The organism is Dyadobacter bucti (assembly GCF_005869225.1).
In the GTDB taxonomy this organism is placed as follows: domain Bacteria; phylum Bacteroidota; class Bacteroidia; order Cytophagales; family Spirosomataceae; genus Dyadobacter; species Dyadobacter bucti.
Window position 1 is genome coordinate 259,669 of the sequence record NZ_SWFP01000003.1, and the last position, 18,910, is coordinate 278,578.

Genomic DNA, 18,910 nt, shown 5'->3' on the forward strand with positions numbered 1-18,910 from the left:
TCTGCGTATCCACATACCTGCCAGCTGGCTATATACTTATCCCGACTGGTTGATTATATGCGGAAGAAACGAATATCTTGGCCATAAAAAGGATCACATTATCAACCCATCGGTTATTATTGAAGTACTTTCGAAAAGTACCTCGGGTTACGTTAAAGGAGAGAGGTTTCCTTGATTCGGAAGCATGTAGCATTTGTGAAGTGATAACTTCGGGCAGCGTTGAACTTACATAAAGATGACAGATATTTACACAGAAACCGAATCTTATCTTGTTGTGGTGAGCGTCTGCGACTCGGGCATTAAAAAAGGGAACCGTCAGATTCCCTTTTTTAATTATTTGCTTTGTAACTCATCAACTTCCAGCATTGCGTTTTCCCAGGAGTCAGTCGCTTTTTCGAGTTTTTGCTTGATGTCGAGATAAAACCGGTTCAGCTCTGAGAGGGCAGCTTGGTCATTATATATTTTTGGATCAGCCAGTTTTGCCTCTGTTTCGGCTTTGCGGGTTTCCAGGTTGCTGATCGTAGTCTCAAACTCCTCAATTTGCTTCTGCGCTTTTTTTAGCCGCTGCGTTTCCTCATTTGAAAACGACTTTCCGTTGGATTTTGGAGCACTACCATTGCTGGCCGGTTGCTGGCTGCTTTTGGTTTGAGGCGGCGCGCTGCTGACAACTGCTTTATCGCTAACAGCAGAGAGCAGACCTCGCTCCTCTACCCAAATTTCATATTCCTGATAAGTGCCCGGATATTCCTTGATCTGATGGTCTTCAATATACCAGATCTTATTGGCAATGTTCTCAACAAAATAACGGTCGTGGGAAACGACGATGTAGCTTCCCTCATATTGCTGCAAAGCCTGTATAAGAATATTTACAGATTGCATGTCCAGGTGGTTGGTAGGCTCATCGAGCAGCAGGAAATTCGCTTGTGATAGCAATACTTTTGCAAGAGCTACCCTCGACTTTTCACCTCCCGAAAGAACTTTGATTTTCTTGAAAACATCATCACCGCTAAACAGAAAACAGCCCAAAACAGTCCGTAATTCAGTTTCTGTTTTATTTGGATTGGCGTATTTAAGCTCTTCTATCAAATTATGCTGAACATTGAGCGATTCCAGCTGGTGCTGTGCATAAAAAGTAAACGATACATTATGACCGAGTCTTCTTTTTCCTTCGATAGGCTCCGTACCCGCCACGACCCGGAGTACGGTGGATTTACCACGGCCGTTTGCCCCTATGAGTGCAATTTTGTCGCCGCGCTCCATACTGATATTGGTATGGTCCAATATCACTTTTTCCCCGTAAGCCTTCGACGCATCTTCCAGCTGGAAAACATGCCTCCCCGGCTGGGTAGTGAACTGAAAGCGGAAATGAACCTTTGCATTTTCATCAATCACCTGATCCACAACTTCCATTTTATCCAGAGCCTTCACACGGCTCTGAACCTGCCTGGATTTGGTTGCTTTCGCTTTAAAACGTTCAATAAAACGTTCTGTCTGACGGATCTTTGCCTGTTGGTTTTCATAAGCGCCCCGCTGAATGTCATTGCGCTGCTCTTTTTCTTCCAGGTAGTAGGAGTAATTTCCAGCGTAATAATTCAGTTTTCCGCCGGATACTTCAACAGTTGTATCGATAGTATTATCCAGGAATTGCCTGTCGTGAGAAACGACAATTACGGCCCCTTCGTAACTCTGTACATATTTCTCTACCCACTGGATAGACGGCAAGTCAAGGTGGTTGGTTGGCTCATCCAGCATGAGTAAAGAAGGCTTTTGCAGCAGAAGTTTAGCAAGCATAACCCGCATGCGCCATCCTCCGGAAAACAATCTTAGGGGTCTGTGAAGGTCATCGGTAACAAATCCCAGACCCTCCAGAATGGCTTCTGCTTTGGATTGGATAGTATATCCGTCCAATGCTTCAAATTCATCCTGCACTTTGGCAAGTTTGTCTACCAGGGCGTCGCTATAATTGTGCTCCATGTCATGCAGGATCTTGTCCATTTGAATTTGCAGATGGTTCTGCCTTTCAAATGCCTGCATCGCCACGGAAAGAATGGAATCATCACTTTGGTAAGAAAGCAAATCCTGGTTCAAAAATCCGATAGTGCAATCTCCGGCTTTGGAAATATGCCCGCCATCCGGCTGGAATTCACCATTGATCATCCGTAGAAGCGTAGACTTTCCGGTTCCGTTGAGACCGATAAGGCCGATTTTTTGTTTTGGCTTTATATGAAGCGAGGCACTGTCATAAAGTGCGCGGTCGCCAAGAAAGTAGCTGAGGTTCGTAATCGCGATCATACCGCAAAGGTACGGGGAAAGTAGGAGATAGAAAAAGTGTAATTGTTGGAATAGTTATAAAACGCTCCGGTCACACGTTAATTTTAAGATTTAATGTAAATTTGAGACATGAACAACCTATTCCCCATATTCCTGAAACTTGAAAATTTACACACCTTGATCGTTGGCGGCGGGTATGTGGGTCTTGAGAAAATTACCGCGGTCCTGGACAATTCACCAGAAGCAAAAGTGACGCTGGTTTCGCCTGAAATAAGGAATGAGATACTTAGTCTTGCCACCGGGAATTCACGTATTAATCTAATTAACCGGAAGTTTCAGGAGGAAGATTTTTTGCAAAAAGATTTGGTTATTGTCGCGACCAATGACAAGGAAGAAAACAAAAGAATAGCCGCGCTTGCCCGGGCAAAGAACATACTCACGAACGTAGCTGATACGCCGGCGATCTGCGATTTTTATCTGTCCTCTGTAGTGCGCAAGGGTAATCTCAAAGTGGCTATCTCAACAAATGGCATGTCGCCGACCTTTGCGAAACGTCTTAAAGAAGTTTTGGGAGAGGCGCTTCCCGATAATCTTGAAACAGCGATGGAACAGCTGAAAGCGGTCAGGGATATGTTGAAGGGCGATTTCGCAAATAAAGTAGATGAGCTGAACAGGATCACCTCTGTGTTGATGGAAAAGAAAACGGGAGAGCAATAGAGCCTGTTTTTTGCCATTTATGGAGTTTTATAAGCTATTTATAAAGAGGGGATTAGGTTTAATCCCAGACGAAAGCCATGATTTAAAACCGCAATAAATCCCTGAGCTTCTATGTTTTAAGTAAAAGTATTCGTAAGTTTATTTGCGCCCCTACAAAATAATCGTTTTTCCGGAATAACATTTATGCACGCCATTGCGTATGTTAATGGTATCTTCCATTAAAATATCCGGAAAGAACTCCATCTGAATTACCAAGAGAACTTTTCGTTTTTTACTTTGATAATGTGTATTATTGAGTTCAAGAATAACCAGGACTGTTGATTAAAACCCATTAATTTCGAGCTATACCTATACTTACAATATGAATGTTTTTTATCGGATCAGTGGCCTGAGTCGGCTGTTAGTGGTGCTCCTTGGTATATTTTTCCTTTCTAACTTCATTTCAGATTTTTCTTCATCCGCCACTGCTGCAGACATTGATATTCGCGGTGTGGTCAGGAGTAGTACGGGTGAGCTGCTGATCGGTTCTACCATTCGTGTTAAAGGTCTCCAGAAAGGAACGGTTACGAATGAAAAGGGTGAATTCGTTTTGCAGGGTGTGAACGAAGGAGCGACTTTGGTGATTTCTATGATTGGTTTTCTTTCAAAAGAGGTAAAGGCTGCTCGCAGTATTTCCATTGAACTGGTTGAGGATGCGGTAGGCTTGCAGGATGTGGTAGTTACTGGTTTTCAGCAAATTGACAAGAATAAGTTTACCGGATCGGCAGTTACCTTGAAGTCGGATGATGTAAAGATAGATGGTTTGCCAGATGTAAGCCGGATGCTGGAAGGCCGGGCAGCCGGTGTGTCTATTCAGAACGTATCCGGGACGTTTGGTGCGGCCCCTAAGGTCCGTATCCGGGGGGCAACTTCTTTGAATGGCGATAACAAGCCGTTGTGGGTGGTGGACGGCGTTGTACTTGAGGATATTGTTAACATTTCCAACGATCAGCTTTCCAGCGGTGATCCCAATACTTTACTCGGTTCGGCAGTGGCGGGGCTCAATCCCAACGACATTGAAACATTTGATATATTAAAAGACGCGGCGGCGGCAGCTTTGTATGGTGCGCGTGCCATGAATGGGGTGATTGTAATTACCACCAAAAAAGGCAAAAGCGGAAAACCTGTTATTTCTTATTCGGGCAATTTCAGCAGCCAGTTAAAACCTTCTTACCGGAATTTCAACATCATGAATTCGGCCCAGCAAATGTCGGTTCTGGGAGAACTGGAAAGAAAAGGGCATCTTAACTCTAATATTCTCGACCAGCCGGATTTTGGGGTTTATGGTAAATACTACAACTCATTATTCGGCGACAGTCAGGGCGAGTTTCCGGTCATCAATACCCCCGAAGCCAAGAAGAATTACCTCTTAAGATACGCGAAGGCCAATACTGACTGGTTTGACGTACTTTTCAAGCAGAACTTTATCCAGGAACATTCGCTAAGTATTTCGTTTGGTACCGACAAATCCCAATCTTATTTTTCGACGAGTTATCTCAACGACAATGGCTGGACGATCGCTGATAAAGTAAGTCGTTATACCCTGAACTTTCGCAACAATTATAAGCTTTCCGATCGAGTATCTCTCGGTTTCTCAACGCTTGCGTCCATCAGGAGGCAGCAGGTACCGGGTTCGCTTAGCAGGAGGAGCAACCCCGTTGAAGGAAAGTTTGACAGGGATTTTGATATAAACCCTTTTAGCTACGCCTTGAATACGAGCCGGACGCTGACTGCGTATGATGAGAACGGCAACCTTGAATTTTTCCGCAGGAACTTCGCCCCCTTCAATATCATTTCGGAGCTAGAGAATAACAAGATCAACCTTAACCTTGCTGATATACGTTTACAGGGCGATTTTTCTTACAAAATCACCGAGCACCTGACATATGACTTCCTCGGTGCTTTGAGATATATCCAGACTGGCAGGGAGCACAGGATTACCGAGCATTCCAATATGGCCAATGCCTACCGAGCGGCAGATAATGCTACGGTCGCAAATCTGAATAAATTTCTCTACCGGGATCCTGACGATCCCAACGCTTTCCCAGTCGTAGTTTTACCAAGCGGAGGTTTTTACAACCGGAACGAAGATCAGATGATGTTTTACAATGTCCGGAATAACCTCAGATACAACCGGACTTTTAAGGAAAGGCACGCTGTTAATCTTCTTGCAGGGCAGGAAGTCAAGTTTACCAACAGACAAAATTCGAATAACACCGGTTATGGTTTTCAATACGATCAGGGCGGTACACCTTTTATAGATTACAGGATTCTTAAACAAACCATTGAGTCCAATTTTGCCTACTATGGAATGCGGGAAGATTATGAGCGGTTCGCGGCTTTTTACGGTAGTGCGGGTTACACGCTGGACGATAAATACAACTTTACGGCCTACCTGCGCTATGATGGATCCAATGGTTTTGGTAAATCGGCCATCGCGCGTTGGCTGCCGACGTATACAGTGGCAGGCTCCTGGAATTTTGACCGGGAAAATTTTATCAAGAGATTTTCATGGTTGAGTATGGGGCGCCTCCGGGCCAGCTATGGTTTGTCGGCGGATACGGGGCCAGCAACCAATTCCGCTGTACTGTTTCAGAGTATTGTAACCAGGAGGCCATTCGCCGATGAAAAGGAATCTGCCATCCAGCTCGCATCTCTTGAAAACACGGAACTGACCTGGGAAAAACTGTACAGTGGTAATGTCGGTCTGGATCTTGGTTTTTTGGCCAACCGTGCGAACATCTCCATTGATGGCTACATCCGTAACAGTTTTGATCTGATAGACGTAATCAGGACTTCCGGCATTGGCGGTCAGATTTATAAGGTGGCCAATTACGCGGATATGGAATCACATGGCGTGGACGTTTCATTAAATGGTGTGATTTTCAAAAATAAAGACTGGGATTTACGCTCAACCCTCAATTTTGGCTATGCCAGAACGCTGATTACTAATGTGGATAACAGTCCGGGTATTTTTGACCTGGTCAAAGCGGAAGGCGCAAATATTCAGGGACGTCCTGTCCGCAGCTTGTTTTCAATTGACTACCGGGCTTTAAATCCCAAGACGGGTGTGCCGATCTTTCTAAATGAAAATGGGGAAGTTAGTTCGGATGTATATCTTCAGGATCAGAATATAAGCTATCTGAAATATGAAGGGCCGGTGGATCCTCCGTTTACTGGCGGGTTCAACAACACACTGACCTATAAGAATCTGTCGTTGAATGTCCTGTTTACTGCTCAGGCAGGGAATAAAATCAGATTGAACCCATTATACAGAGGAGCTTTCAGTGATCTCGATGCAATGCCCAAAGAATTTCTAGACAGATGGGTGCTTCCGGGAGAGGAAAACGTAACAAGTATTCCATCTATCAGTGACAAGCTTGAGTTGCAGTACCTGGCTGGAACTTACCCTTATAATATTTACAATTATAGCACCGACAGGGTTGCAAAAGGAGATTTTATCCGTTTAAAGTCGGTTTCACTCGCATATAAGGTTCCCTTGGTTTTGGCAAGAAAAGCGGGTTTGTCCGGGGCCAGCATACAGGTCTCATCGATCAATCCCTGGCTTGTTTATGCCGATAAAAAGCTAAAAGGGCAAGATCCTGAATTCTTTAATTCGGGAGGTGTTGCCCAGCCAATACAAAAGCAGTTTACTGTTTCACTGAAATTGACATTGTAAACATTGTGTGATTGCTCGCAAGAAAATGAAAGAGATGAAGAAATTAAATAGAAGCCGCGGACTGACAGCGATCTTTTTAGCAATTCCGATGCTGGTATTGGTCGGTTGTGAGGATTTCCTTTCAAAGGAACCGGACAGCACCAGGGCCGTTATCAATGACCCTAAAAAAGTTTCTCAGTTGCTGGCCACAGCCTACCCGCAGGCAGGCTACGTTGTTTTCGGCGAATCCATGAGCGACAATGTCTCAGACAAATCGCAGGGATATGACGATAAGACCAACAGAGGTTCATTTCTCTTCGAAGAAGTTGAGGCGACTGTCAACGACTCTGATTCGCCGGATCTTTACTGGTCGGAATGCTACAGGGCGATTTCTGTGGCTAACCAGGCGCTTAAGATAATTGCGGAAGCGGACGATCCCTCTCTTTACAGCGCACAAAGGGGAGAGGCGCTTGTAGCCCGTGCCTATGCACATTTTATGCTTGTGTGCCTTTACAGCAAGTTTTACGATCCGCAAAGCGCGTCTTCTGATCCTGGCATACCGTATGTTACCGAGCCGGAAACCGTGGTTATCAAGCAGTATGAGAGAAGAACTGTTAATTATGTTTACCAGATGATCGAAAAAGATCTTCTGGAGGGGCTTCCCCTGATCAGCGACGGAACCTATACAGTACCAAAATACCATTTTAATACCGTCGCTGCGAATGCTTTTGCGGCCCGTTTTTATTTGGTCAAAAAAGATTACAACAAAGTTTTGCAGTATGCCAATGCGGCATTTCCGGGTACTACCATCGCCAATAATCTCAGGCCGTGGAATACCTCCATGGAAAACATGTCACCAGCTGAATTATACGCTATTTATTCACGGGCAAGCCAGGGTGCGAATCTGCTGATCGTCGAAACAGCATCACTCATCGGAAGGTATATGCCGCAATACCGATATGGAATGACGTATGCCAAATCTCAGGAGATATTCGAGAGCCAGAGCCTGGCCGCATCCTCTGCCAGATGGGCGTATCCGCTTTACTATCAGGGAGATAATAATTATTTCGTCCCTAAATGGTATGAGTATTTTGTCAGAGAGTCTGTAAATGCGGATATAGGATATTTGTATACGATGTTGCCTTTGTTTACGGCGGAGGAATTGTTGTTTAACCGGGCCGAAGCGAATGTGTATCTGGGCAATACCGCAGCGGCACTGAGTGATCTGAACCTGTTTGCAAGCAAAAGACTGACTGGTTACAACGCGACCATCCATAATATCACTGCAACCAAGATCAGAAATTTCTATAATACCTCCAACGCCACCACCGGCTTGATCAACGCCATACTCGATTTTAAAAGGGTGGAGTTTGTTCAGGAAGGAATGCGATGGTTTGATATCCTGAGATACAATATTCCAGTTGAGCACACGACCAATACGGGCCAGGTGATCACCATCCCTGCAAATGATCCGAGAAGGGTGCTGCAGATACCCCAGACGGCAGCGTTGTCCGGATTGGAAAAGAACAAAAGATAAGACTAGCCAATCGATTATTAAAATCACATACTGATGAAAAAAATAGTAAACAAACTTCTTTACCCGCTACTTTTTCTGAGCGTTATGTTCAGTTCGTGCAAGGAAGAGGAAATCGGGGATGTAGAAAATATTCCGGGGCTGGGTGGTGATACCTGGGCACAGGGTCCTATTGATAAATGGATCCTCGACAACTTTACTACTCCTTACAACATTGCGGTGAAGTATAAATGGGACCAGTTTGAATTTCCGAGCAGTATCAACAAAACGCTTGTACCCGCGGATGAACAGCAGGTCATTCCTTTGCTATCCAGTATAAACAAAGGTTGGGCCCAGCCGTATATCGAGGAGGCGGGCTCTGTTTTCTTCAACATGTTTTCTCCTAAAACTTTTGTATTGTCCGGCAGCGTTGAATACAACCTGGATGGGTCTGTAACAGGCGGGCAGGCTGAGGGCGGAAGAAAGATCGTGATGATGGGGATTAACCAGTTCAAGGTGAAGGGTATGCCCGGGTACACCGCTGAAAAGGATTCGGTGTATGCCAAATTCTTTGTATTTCACGTTATCCAGCACGAATTTGCGCATATTTTGCACATGAATAAAATGTACCCGGCAGATTTCAAATTGATTACAGCCGGTAAATATTATGGAGGAAACTGGATTAATTTTTCTAATGAAGATGCTTTACGGGATGGTTTTGTGACTGCCTATGCTGCCTCCGGATTTGACGATGATTTCGTTGAAACGATCTCAGTCATGCTGATGGAAGGAAAAGATGGTTTTGATAAAATAGTTAATTCAATTCCGGAAGGGACCACGTCGAAAGGCACAACCAAAGCTCAGGCGCAGGCGGCATTAAGGCAAAAAGAAGATATGGTGGTGGCCTATTACAAAAAATCCTGGAATATCGATTTTTACAGCCTTCAGACAAAAACCAGGGCTGCGATGGTGTCATTATTTTAAAAGACGAGCGTTTACTATTGTAATAATTGATTGAATGAAAAAATCCATCATATATTTATTCTTCCTGGCGAATGCCTTCATTTCTTGCGAGAATAAGGATGATACTCTTTTTGAAGAAACGGCAGATGCTCGTTTGAATGCTGCTCTGGCTTCTTATGAAAAACAATTGATAGAGGCGCCTGACGGCTGGAATGCTGTAATATATCCTGGCGGAGGAGGCAGTTACGGTTTTTACCTGAAATTTGATGATCAAAACCGGGTTGTGATGTATTCCGATTTCAGTGAGGAGTCTGCGGGAACGTCCAAGGAAAGCAGTTACAGGCTAAAAGCGATGCAAACTCCCGCCCTGATCTTCGATACGTACTCCTACCTGCATGTATTATCGGATCCGGATCCGGATGTAAATGGCGGGGATGCAGGGGAAGGGTTCAAATCCGATTTCGAATTTAATATTTTCCCTGATTCGGTTAAAGCCGATGTGATAACACTGGTTGGTCGAAAAAATCAGAGCAAGCTCGTCTTAAGGAAAGCTACTGCCGCACAGGCCGCAGCCTACGCAAATGGCGATATGGCCAAAAGTTTGCTCTTTAACAACATCTCGAAATATCTGACTTATTTCAAAAGGGTTACATTAGGTGGTGTCACGTACGAAATCGGTATTAACCAGGACTCACGTCAGGCAAAAATTACCTGGATGGACGGGGCTAATCCCAAATCGCACTCTACAAAATACTATTTTTCTTCAGCCGGATTGACATTTGATTCACCCTTAGTCAATGGTTCCCAGACGATAACGGGTTTCAGTAACATTACTTGGAATGCAAATAGCGTCCAGCTCGGTGTTACGGCGGCCGGTCTTACAGGTGCTGTGGTCGGCGCCGTCAGACCGTTGGTCATTGATCTGGAAGCACCCAGAAGGTGGTGGCAGGATCCGATTGAATCCGGAGGAGACTGGAGAACCAGAGATGCATTTCATATCAACGGAGTGGATGATGCACTCAAAGTAAAAACTTTGACGTCTGGCGAGGGAGTTTATGCATTTTACGTCTATCAGCCAGGGCTTAATGCAAGTTATGATCTTTTTGGGCCTGTTTTCTTTGAAGATGGTCAATATTCCATCAATTACTGGTACGCCCCCAACAGGCCAAGATTCACTAGCGACGGCCGTGTTATTTTTACTGAATACGGGACACAGGGAGCCGTTCCGGCCACCGGGCCAGCTGCTGATGCCAAAAATGCGTTGTATGAGCCTAGCGGCTACTATCTGGTTCAGACATCTGAAACCACTTATGATATGGTAGGAGCGAAGGACGCCAAGACGTGGATCAGCTGGCAGTAGAAGATAATGAGCATCTGCCGGATTTTAAAGAAAGCAAAAAAGCACTTCTGAAACTCAGAGGTGCTTTTTTGCTTATCGGGAAACGAAGTTTTCTAGTTGTACCCCTCGTTTTGCACCAGCTTTGGATTAACGTCTCTTTCGCGTTGCGGAATAGGAAGGATCAACAAGGGAGAATTGTAGGGCAAATTACCGATATTTTGCTTGTTTCTCCTGGCGTCATGCAGTGTATGTCCTTCAAATGCTAGTTCCAGGTGGCGTTCTTTCAGAATAGATTCCAATGTAACGGCAGTTGCAGCTTTCAGCCCTGCACGGGTACGGATGGCGTTCAGGTCGGCAAGGGGCGTGGCTCCTATGGTAGTCGAAAGACGGAGATTTGTCTCAGCTCTGGTCAGGTACATCTCGGCAAGGCGGAACTGGAGCACATTGGTATATCTGTCAAGATATTTCTGTGTATAAATAACGTTGGAAGTGATAAAGAAATCCCCTCTTTTGTCGCCGGTTTCATACAACGTGCGGTGTTTTGGCAAGACCCTGATATCTCCACGCCCGGAAGTACCAGGAATTTCGTCGATGGCTGTTCCAAAGAAGGTGTTCATATCGTTGATGCCATCTTGCTGGGTTACCATTATCGAGAAGATATACTCGTTAGGATTAGCTCCTCCATTGTTCAGAAAAGTGTTAAAAATCGCGCTGAAATTAGTATTCAAAGAAAATTGGCCGGATGCTATCACTTCATTCGCCTCGGTACGGGCCGCAGCAAAGTTGGATTGCATCAGATATACTCGGGAAAGTTGTGCGGCTGCGGCGTATTTTGTAGCATAAAATGAATTGGTTTCCGGCAGCAGATCCTTGGCAGCCGTCAGATCTTCAATCACCTGCGCATACACTTCCGCCACTGAGCTTCGGGGCAGCTTATCCTCTTCAGTAACGCCGCGGGTGGGCTTCATGACCAGCGGAATGCCGGGGTTGGAAGCATTATCTCCATCGCCCCACGTTCTGGCATATAACCGGACCAGGTCGAAATAAACTGAGCCCCGGATGAACCTCGCCTCACCTTCAATACGCTCGCGCTTGGCTTCATCGACGATATCAATCGCGGAAAGAACATTGTTACAGCGGTTGATGACCGCGTAGGAATCGTTCCAGGTATCCTGGGCAGTTGCATTGATGGTGGTGATTTGCTTATTGGTTAGTTCCAGCAAGTTCTGGAACGTTCCCGTAAAACCCAGCTCGTCATTGTTGCCGAGCAGCTCGGAGGCTACCTGAAAAGCGCCACCATACACGTCCACGTCCTGTAACCCGTCGTAGCAGCCTATCAGCGTTACTTCAACATCCCTCGACGTACTCAATGCCGCGCCTTCGTCTATATCCTCCGTAGGATCTACATTCAGTTTGTTGGCGCAGCCGTTTATCGTAAATAGTCCGACACAAATTGTCAGGGTATATATATATGTTTTCTTTTTCATAAGTCTTTAATCGATGCTTTTAGAAACCAATGTTAATTCCAACCATCAGGGTCCTTGGCTGTGGAGAAGTATAAAAATCATTTCCCAGCGCAAATTTGGACTCCGTTTCCGAGAGGTCGTCTGTATTCACTTCCGGGTCCCACCCTTTGTAATTGGTAAAGGTTGCGAGATTCAGCGCGGAGACATAAATACGGACTTTTTCCATTTTCAGGCGGTTTGTAAAGCCGGAAGGGAGATTATATCCCAAGGTCATTGAGCGAAGGCGCATGTATGAGCCATTATAAATGTACCTTGTGGAGGCCTGGTTACCATTGCTGATCAGGTAACGCGCTTCCGGAACATCAGTATTCCGATTTTCCGGAGTCCAGGCGTTGAGCTGATCGGCTGTTTGATTGTCCTCGTAAATCCCGTTGCCTGACGCGTACTGCCCAACTCCGAAAAAGTTGATCTTGTTTCCAGCTACTCCGTTGAAGAATACATTCAGATCAAAACCTTTATAAGTAAAAGTATTGGTAATACCTCCGACAATTTTCGGTGTAGGATTTCCCGCAACGATACGTTGTGCGCTATTGTAATCGTCATTACTTACTGTTGAGCGATCCACGGAACCGTCCGGATTCGGTGTGTTTTTGTAAAATAGCGCGTCCCCGTTGTCAGGGTTTACACCTGCGTATTCAACAGTGTAAAATACCCCTACCGGCTGACCTTCCATCACCCGGTTTATGTTTCCGACACCGCCCTGAATGATCTGATCCTGGATATCAGTAACCCTGTTTTTATTAGTAGCAATATTAAATGAGGTGTTCCACTTAAATGCCCCGACAATGTTTTGGGAGTTAAGTACCAGCTCAAAACCTTTGTTTGTCAGCTTGCCGATATTGGCAGTTTGTGTGGTGAATCCTGATGTTCCGGGCACATTTACATTCAACAAAAGTCCGTTGGTCTTTTTTTCGTAATAATCGATCTCACCATTAAGCCGGTTGTTGAACAAGCCGAAATCAATTCCAAAATCGGCCTGGTTGGTGGTTTCCCATTTGAGATTGGGATTGCCGATCTGATAAGGCCGCTGCCCGGCTGCACCCGCATATCCCGCATCACCGCGAAACAAACCAAGCTGTGGGAAATCGCCAATTTCGGAGTTACCGGTGGAACCGTAGCTTCCTCTGATTTTGAGAAAACTGATCACACTGTTGCTTTTCAGGAAATCTTCTTCGGAAAGTACCCAGCCCGCGGAAACGGAAGGGAAAAACCCGTACCGGGAATTTACACCGAAACGGGATGAACCATCAATACGCGCGCTTGCAGACAAGAGGTATTTGTCCGAAAATTTATAGTTGAGGCGCAAAAAATACGACAGGAACCGGTAATTGGTTTCCGTTGAGCTGCCATCTGATTTGGTGGCAGCACTTGATATCTTTTTATAGGAGTCGGAAGGGAATTGCGTACCCTCGATAAAGTTTATTTTTGTTTGTGATTGCTGATAAGACATCCCTAATGTACCCCCAAAACTATGCGCTCCGAAAATCCGGTCATAAGAGAAGAAATTGTTGGTATTGTAATTGGTAACAAATGGTCCAAAATTTTCTCCCAAACCATTGCTGGCACTCCCGACAAGCCTTCTGTTCTGGCTCTGGTAATAGCTTTCTTCATTTTGATTGAGGAGATCAATACCCAGTTCGCTTCGGAATTTTAGGTTGGGGGTTAGGCTAAACTGAGCATATCCGTTCGTCAGGTTTCGGAAAGAAGTAGAAATGAATTTTGAGTAGTTGGTCGCGATCATGGGGTTGAAATAGATCGGTACATACAGTTCGCCCGGAGGGGTTCCCGTAGGTAACCCGGTAGAAGGGTCCGTAAAAGGGGTGAGCGGCGTGATTGCAGACATTTGCAGAGGATTGGAGAATGCATTATCACCCGGCAGACGACGGTTTACGGTTCTTGATAAACCCATCGACAATCCGACCTGCAACCAGTTATAAGCCTGATGGTCCAAGTTCATCCGGCCCGAAATACGGTCCAGTTTGTTGGCAATCAATGTTCCGTTTTGATTAAGGTACTGCGCCGACAAAAAGAACTTGGTTTTTTCTACCCCGCCGTTCATCTGAAAATCCAGTTGTTGCATCGAGCCTTTCTGAAATGCCTGGTCCTGCCAGTCGTAATTTTTTTGCTGGGGCGTGTTATATGTGCCAAGGCTCTGGAAATCCAGAAAACCACCCTCGCCAAACATGATGGAAGAGTTTGACTCCGGATCGCTCGGATCAATCCCGTCGATGCGATCGGTATTGGCGCCCGCCATTTTATAGAAATTAATGTACTCCTCTGCGTTCAGAAACCTTACGCGCCTGGTTGCTTCCGAGGTACCCATCTGGTAATTGACGCTCATATTGGTTTTTCCTGCCTTTCCTCGTTTTGTAGTGATCAGCACCACTCCGTTCGCGGCGCGGGACCCGTAAATCGCTCCTGCAGAGGCGTCTTTTAATATTTCGATAGATTCAATGTCATTGGAATTGATCTCCGCCAGCGGGTTGGATGCACCGCCGCCTCTGTTGCTCTGATCATCGGTAGTGATGGGCATGCCGTCTATTACATATAGCGGCTGGCTGCTGGCACTGATTGAGGAGTTCCCTCTCACGCGGACATTTACCGCCTGGCCCAGTTTTCCTGTTCCGCTGTTGACATAAACACCTGCGGCGCGGCCCTGCAATGCCGCATCGACACTTGCAACAGGCATATTCTGAATTTCCGTTCCACGGATCTGTGCGATATTACCTGTCACATCCCGCTTGATCTGAGAGCCGAAACCGGTTACTACCACTTCATTTAAACTGCGTGTATCGCTGCTTAATGTAATGTTGACAACGCTTCTATTTCCAACAGTCACTTCCTGGGTAACCATCCCCACAAAACTGAAAATCAGTACGGCGTTGTTTGAAGGAACCGTAATTTCATATTTGCCTTCCACATCGGTCTGTGTCCCGGCATTGGATCCTTTCACCTGCACAGATGCACCCGGCAAGGAAGAACTTTCATCATCCGAGGTTACTTTTCCGGTAATTTGTACACTCTGTCCACTTACTTTCGCGACGACCACGAACAAGTTTAAGAGTGCGAATAGCAAAATTTTTCTCATAAGTACTTATTTGGTTTTTCGGTTACAAAATGAAACAAATATATGGTAATTGTCTTACCAACAAAATATTGTAGTGAAGTATTTGTGTAGGCGGTATGTTTTGTATTATGTATATATGTAGAAAACGTAGTACGTTTTTTAGTTCACAAAAAGCGACAAAATTACCAGTATTTTCCATTTCTCCGCGCGAACATAAATCCTCGGTAGAGTATCACCAGATGATTGTAGACTGTGGGAAAAAAACCGAAGTGTTTTCTGAGTACATGAAAACGGTCAGTGAGGGAGCGGCGGTGGTTTTGGGTGGAGGTACCCCCTAGCAGATAGCGGCAAAGTATGAAATCGAGAAATTCCGTTTTGCGCGAATTTTTCAGGCATGTGATTTCCCAATCTATATCTGCGCTGAGATTGGAAACATCATAACTTGGTGCAATGTCTTTTTTGGCAATGAATGCCTGGTGGCACACTTTCATACCAAGCCTGAAATCCTGCCATTTGAGATTTTCAGGTAGGACGTGCGGCGTAAACCGGCTTCTTAATCCAACCTCGGCACCATTTTCTTTCACAAACATAGCGTCGCTGTAATAGGTGTCTGCACGGCTTTTTAAGCGTGATAAAAGATTCGAAAGCGTGTTCACATCATAAACCTCGTCACCAGCATTAAGAAACCAAAGGTATTTTCCGGTTGCGAGGTAAAGTCCTTTGTTCATAGCATCATACAGTCCGCGGTCTGGTTCTGAGACTACTTTGTTTATAAACTGCTCGTACCTTTTTGCAATCTGTAAAGTGCTGTCCTTCGAATTTCCGTCTATAATCAGGTATTCGATAACCGATGGATCACTGACCTCCTGCAAAGCGTTCTGAAGACTTTTCAAAGTGCGTTCCAGAAAGTTCTCCGCGTTGTAAGTGATTGTAATAATGGTAATTAGAGGCATATTTACTTATTACAAAGAAGCGTATAAGGTTTGATACTGACTGGCGATTAATTTTTCAGAATAGCTATTGAGCACTTTCTTCCGGGCATTTTCAGAAATCACATTGTTTCCGTCATTCTGAAGAACCCAGGCAATACCTTCCGCCAGTGATTCGGCGGAGCCAAAGTCTGACACGAATCCGTTCACCTGATGATCGATCATTTCGGGAATACCGCCGGTTGAGAAACCCACAGCAGGAACTCCGCATGACAACGCTTCCATGACAGTGTTTGGTAAGTTATCTTCCAGGGAGGGTACCACGATCATATTTGCAGCATTGTACGCCTTTACCATTTCTTCCGGTTGGGTGATTTTGCCAAGATAGTGTACCGGTACCGGGAAATTACTGAAATTTTGCGGATTGGCTTTTCCAAAAATAAGCACTTCCACGTTTTCCATTACGCAGCCTGCTTGGCTGATGGCCTCTCTGAAAAAAGCAAAGCCTTTGCGCGGGTCCTGGGTGTTTGCCCCGGCAAAAAGAATCAGGTTCTTATTTTCTGGTAACCCAAGCATTTTTCGTGTTTCCAGCTTGTTATAGGGGGAAAACAATGTTGTGTCCAGGCAATTCGGGATAGTAAGGGAAGTGTGGGGCTTTGTGAGGGCTGCGGCTTTTACCAACCCGTCGAGCCATCTGCTGGGTGATACAAGTGCGAGGTTTGCCTGATCGTAAATGAACTGTTTCTTCTCAAACTGAGAAAACGAGATGTCATATTGATCAGGTTTGGCAAGATAGGGGCAATACTGGCAGTGCGAAAGGTAATTATCGCAACCTCTGCTGTAATGGCATCCGCCGGTGAATGTCCACATATCGTGCAAAGTCCACACCACAGGCTTCCCCATAGAAAACAGGCTTTGCAGCGATTGGAGAGATAAAAAGCCGAAGTTGACCCAATGTAAATGAATGATATCTGCTTTTTGTACCAAGGGATGCCCTGCAATATCTGCCCCTATGGCAGCCGGAGAAAAAGCAAATCTCACTGTTTTATCTTTTTCCTGAGGATAAAAATGAAGTCGCTCCGCAATGAAACGTCCGAAGTGCTTTTTCTTCTGCAATTTATTATCAGAGAGCTCAATCACCTTTTCCTCATGGCCCTGAGCCGTTGGTACCAGCATGTATGAGTCTGTTCCGTATTTCAGCAGCGCCCTGTGCAGTCGGGTAGCGGCAACACCCGCGCCTCCTTCCAGATGAAAAGTACTCAGGTGAAGTACCATTTATATATTAGATTGTTGACAATTGCATTCATCCGGGTAAAATTAAATAGTTCTGCCGGTAAATAATTTTTATTCGTTAAAACTATCTTTAACAAAAAATAAGCAACTGAGGGATAATGTCTAGCGAAAAAAGAAGCCACGAGGCGCATTCGGGTTGGTTTGAGGTACAGTATGCAACCAAAGAGGCAAAGGATAAGGCAATAGAATTGTGGGAATATGATGAGCAGCACAACACAATTAATCATTGGATACACCAACGTCAGCTACAACTAGCCAATCCCTTTTTATCGGAGCCAAAATCATGGCTTACCGTAGGAGATGGATATGGTTTCGATGCTAATTTTTTTTACAAACGGGGTCTGGATGTTACCGCCACTGATATAGCAGGAACGTTTTTGCCGCTTGCGCAGTCCCGCGGTTTCCTGGGCAAATATTCTGTTGAGAATGTGGAAAAGCTCAGCTTTCAGGATGATAGTTTTGACTATGTTTTTTGCAAAGAAGCCTATCACCACTTTCCGAGGCCGTATCTTGGTGTTTATGAGATGCTTAGGGTTGCAAGAGAAGCTGTGATATTGGTAGAACCACACGATCCTATATCAAAAATGCCATTTCTGCTGGCGCTGAGAAATATTTTTGACCGCTGGGATACTTCATTGTTACAAAAATACTGGAAGAACAGGTACTCGTTTGAAGAAGTTGGTAATTACGTGTTCAAGCTATCGGAGCGGGAGATGGATAAGCTGGCCAACGGTATGGGATTGCCGATGGTGGCTTTCAAAGGGATCAACAATAACTATTACCACCCCTCATACGGCCGGGAAAAAGCGGATGATTCTTCAAAAGCATTCAGGAAAATTAAACGTAAATTGGCTTTTCACGATTTTCTGACAAGATTTTCTTTTATGCCCTCGCAAATACTTTGCGCTGTCATCTTCAAGAAAATACCTTCTGAAAAAGTAATGGCGGAAATGAAAAAGGAAGGATTTCAAATTCACGTTTTCCCGCCTAACCCTTACGTATAATGGTTTTCAGTTTTCATCATTTTTAAAGCCGATCTGCTTTCTTTCCTTTTGCGGCGGGTCAATGAGGAGATTTAGGGTTTGGTGAATGTCGTGGAATTTCATATCCATTTCATTTTCCAGGGTTTCAATTCTGGTTTTTAATTCTTTCGAATCCATGTAGTACTGGCGTAGCATCACAAAAGCGCGCATAATGGTGATATTTACCTGCAATGCTTTTTTGCTTTTCAAAACACTGGATAACATTGCGACGCCTTGTTCTGTGAAAGCGAAAGGTGCGGCGCCTCCAAAATAGCTTTTAGATGGTATCACAATTTGTGATACCAAGTATTCGATTTCATTTTCTGTAATCTGAAACATAAAATCGTTGGGAAAGCGGTCGATGTTACGACGGACTGCCTGTTTCAAAACTCTCGTTTCGACCTCATATAATGCGGCAAGGTCAAAATCAAAAATTACTTTCTGTCCTCTCAGGGTAAGTACCTTACTTTGGATGACTGCTAAATCCATAAAAACAAGTTTGGTTAAAATGCCTTTACGTTCGGACTGACGATGCGGAGGCATTAGTTTTATCTAATACGCTGCATCTTGTCC

General features: G+C 44.9%; 13 protein-coding genes. 7 read left to right on the top strand and 6 right to left on the bottom strand.

Annotated features, from left to right (window positions below; all coding sequences use genetic code 11):
* The first annotated feature begins 1 nt into the window (after nt 1).
* Complete coding sequence (locus FBF61_RS35515; RefSeq protein WP_138478063.1) at nt 2-175, top strand: Uma2 family endonuclease; 174 nt, start codon at nt 2-4, stop codon at nt 173-175.
* A 158-nt stretch (nt 176-333) separates the two neighbouring features.
* Here the strand turns inward: FBF61_RS35515 and FBF61_RS11230 are convergent, their stop codons facing one another.
* Nucleotides 334-2,292: an ABC-F family ATP-binding cassette domain-containing protein gene (locus FBF61_RS11230; RefSeq protein ID WP_138477326.1), complete on the bottom strand. Its 1,959-nt coding sequence runs from the start codon at nt 2,290-2,292 to the stop codon at nt 334-336.
* 108 nt (nt 2,293-2,400) lie between these two features.
* On the opposite strand from FBF61_RS11230, the gene FBF61_RS11235 reads away from it, so the two are divergent.
* The 5 genes from FBF61_RS11235 (at nt 2,401) to FBF61_RS11255 (ending at nt 10,521) form a co-directional block, all read left to right on the top strand.
* Nucleotides 2,401-2,988 (top strand): precorrin-2 dehydrogenase/sirohydrochlorin ferrochelatase family protein, encoded by a 588-nt coding sequence (locus tag FBF61_RS11235; RefSeq protein ID WP_138477327.1) that lies wholly within the window; start codon nt 2,401-2,403, stop codon nt 2,986-2,988.
* Nucleotides 2,989-3,349: 361 nt separating this feature from the next.
* A complete protein-coding gene (locus FBF61_RS11240) occupies nt 3,350-6,706 on the top strand; it encodes a SusC/RagA family TonB-linked outer membrane protein (protein WP_138477328.1) in 3,357 nt (1,118 codons plus the stop codon).
* Between the two features lie 34 nt (nt 6,707-6,740).
* A complete protein-coding gene (locus FBF61_RS11245; RefSeq protein WP_138477329.1) occupies nt 6,741-8,222 on the top strand; it encodes a RagB/SusD family nutrient uptake outer membrane protein in 1,482 nt (493 codons plus the stop codon).
* Between the two features lie 33 nt (nt 8,223-8,255).
* Entirely contained in the window at nt 8,256-9,182 is a 927-nt protein-coding gene (locus tag FBF61_RS11250; RefSeq protein ID WP_138477330.1) for a zinc-binding metallopeptidase, read from the top strand.
* Between the two features lie 34 nt (nt 9,183-9,216).
* Nucleotides 9,217-10,521: a DUF4302 domain-containing protein gene (locus tag FBF61_RS11255; RefSeq protein WP_138477331.1), complete on the top strand. Its 1,305-nt coding sequence runs from the start codon at nt 9,217-9,219 to the stop codon at nt 10,519-10,521.
* Between the two features lie 92 nt (nt 10,522-10,613).
* On the opposite strand, the gene FBF61_RS11260 is transcribed toward FBF61_RS11255, so the two are convergent.
* From FBF61_RS11260 to FBF61_RS11275, 4 genes are all read right to left on the bottom strand, one after another.
* Entirely contained in the window at nt 10,614-11,987 is a 1,374-nt protein-coding gene (locus tag FBF61_RS11260; RefSeq protein ID WP_138477332.1) for a RagB/SusD family nutrient uptake outer membrane protein, read from the bottom strand.
* A 19-nt stretch (nt 11,988-12,006) separates the two neighbouring features.
* A complete protein-coding gene (locus FBF61_RS11265) occupies nt 12,007-15,114 on the bottom strand; it encodes a SusC/RagA family TonB-linked outer membrane protein (protein ID WP_138477333.1) in 3,108 nt (1,035 codons plus the stop codon).
* A gap of 161 nt (nt 15,115-15,275) precedes the next feature.
* Complete coding sequence (locus FBF61_RS11270; RefSeq protein WP_138477334.1) at nt 15,276-16,046, bottom strand: glycosyltransferase family 2 protein; 771 nt, start codon at nt 16,044-16,046, stop codon at nt 15,276-15,278.
* 9 nt (nt 16,047-16,055) lie between these two features.
* Nucleotides 16,056-17,297, bottom strand: a complete 1,242-nt coding sequence (locus FBF61_RS11275) for a glycosyltransferase family 4 protein (protein ID WP_138477335.1) — start codon at nt 17,295-17,297, stop codon at nt 16,056-16,058.
* 116 nt (nt 17,298-17,413) lie between these two features.
* On the opposite strand from FBF61_RS11275, the gene FBF61_RS11280 reads away from it, so the two are divergent.
* Nucleotides 17,414-18,319, top strand: a complete 906-nt coding sequence (locus tag FBF61_RS11280; RefSeq protein ID WP_138477336.1) for a class I SAM-dependent methyltransferase — start codon at nt 17,414-17,416, stop codon at nt 18,317-18,319.
* A 6-nt stretch (nt 18,320-18,325) separates the two neighbouring features.
* On the opposite strand, the gene FBF61_RS11285 is transcribed toward FBF61_RS11280, so the two are convergent.
* The gene (locus FBF61_RS11285) at nt 18,326-18,826 is read right to left on the bottom strand and encodes an ORF6N domain-containing protein (RefSeq protein WP_138477337.1); all 501 of its coding nucleotides are present in this window, start codon (nt 18,824-18,826) and stop codon (nt 18,326-18,328) included.
* Nucleotides 18,827-18,910 lie beyond the last annotated feature (84 nt).

What these genes read in the sequence shown, in the direction of transcription:
- FBF61_RS11245 (WP_138477329.1), top strand. Translation starts at nt 6,741, where the DNA reads ATGAAGAAATTAAATAGAAGCCGCGGACTGACAGCGATCTTTTTAGCA.
- FBF61_RS11280 (WP_138477336.1), top strand. Translation starts at nt 17,414, where the DNA reads ATGTCTAGCGAAAAAAGAAGCCACGAGGCGCATTCGGGTTGGTTTGAG.
- FBF61_RS11235 (WP_138477327.1), top strand. Translation starts at nt 2,401, where the DNA reads ATGAACAACCTATTCCCCATATTCCTGAAACTTGAAAATTTACACACC.
- FBF61_RS11285 (WP_138477337.1), bottom strand. Translation starts at nt 18,826, where the DNA reads ATGGATTTAGCAGTCATCCAAAGTAAGGTACTTACCCTGAGAGGACAG.
- FBF61_RS11250 (WP_138477330.1), top strand. Translation starts at nt 8,256, where the DNA reads ATGAAAAAAATAGTAAACAAACTTCTTTACCCGCTACTTTTTCTGAGC.
- FBF61_RS11240 (WP_138477328.1), top strand. Translation starts at nt 3,350, where the DNA reads ATGAATGTTTTTTATCGGATCAGTGGCCTGAGTCGGCTGTTAGTGGTG.
- FBF61_RS11260 (WP_138477332.1), bottom strand. Translation starts at nt 11,987, where the DNA reads ATGAAAAAGAAAACATATATATATACCCTGACAATTTGTGTCGGACTA.
- FBF61_RS11270 (WP_138477334.1), bottom strand. Translation starts at nt 16,046, where the DNA reads ATGCCTCTAATTACCATTATTACAATCACTTACAACGCGGAGAACTTT.
- FBF61_RS11255 (WP_138477331.1), top strand. Translation starts at nt 9,217, where the DNA reads ATGAAAAAATCCATCATATATTTATTCTTCCTGGCGAATGCCTTCATT.
- FBF61_RS11275 (WP_138477335.1), bottom strand. Translation starts at nt 17,297, where the DNA reads ATGGTACTTCACCTGAGTACTTTTCATCTGGAAGGAGGCGCGGGTGTT.
- FBF61_RS11265 (WP_138477333.1), bottom strand. Translation starts at nt 15,114, where the DNA reads ATGAGAAAAATTTTGCTATTCGCACTCTTAAACTTGTTCGTGGTCGTC.
- FBF61_RS11230 (WP_138477326.1), bottom strand. Translation starts at nt 2,292, where the DNA reads ATGATCGCGATTACGAACCTCAGCTACTTTCTTGGCGACCGCGCACTT.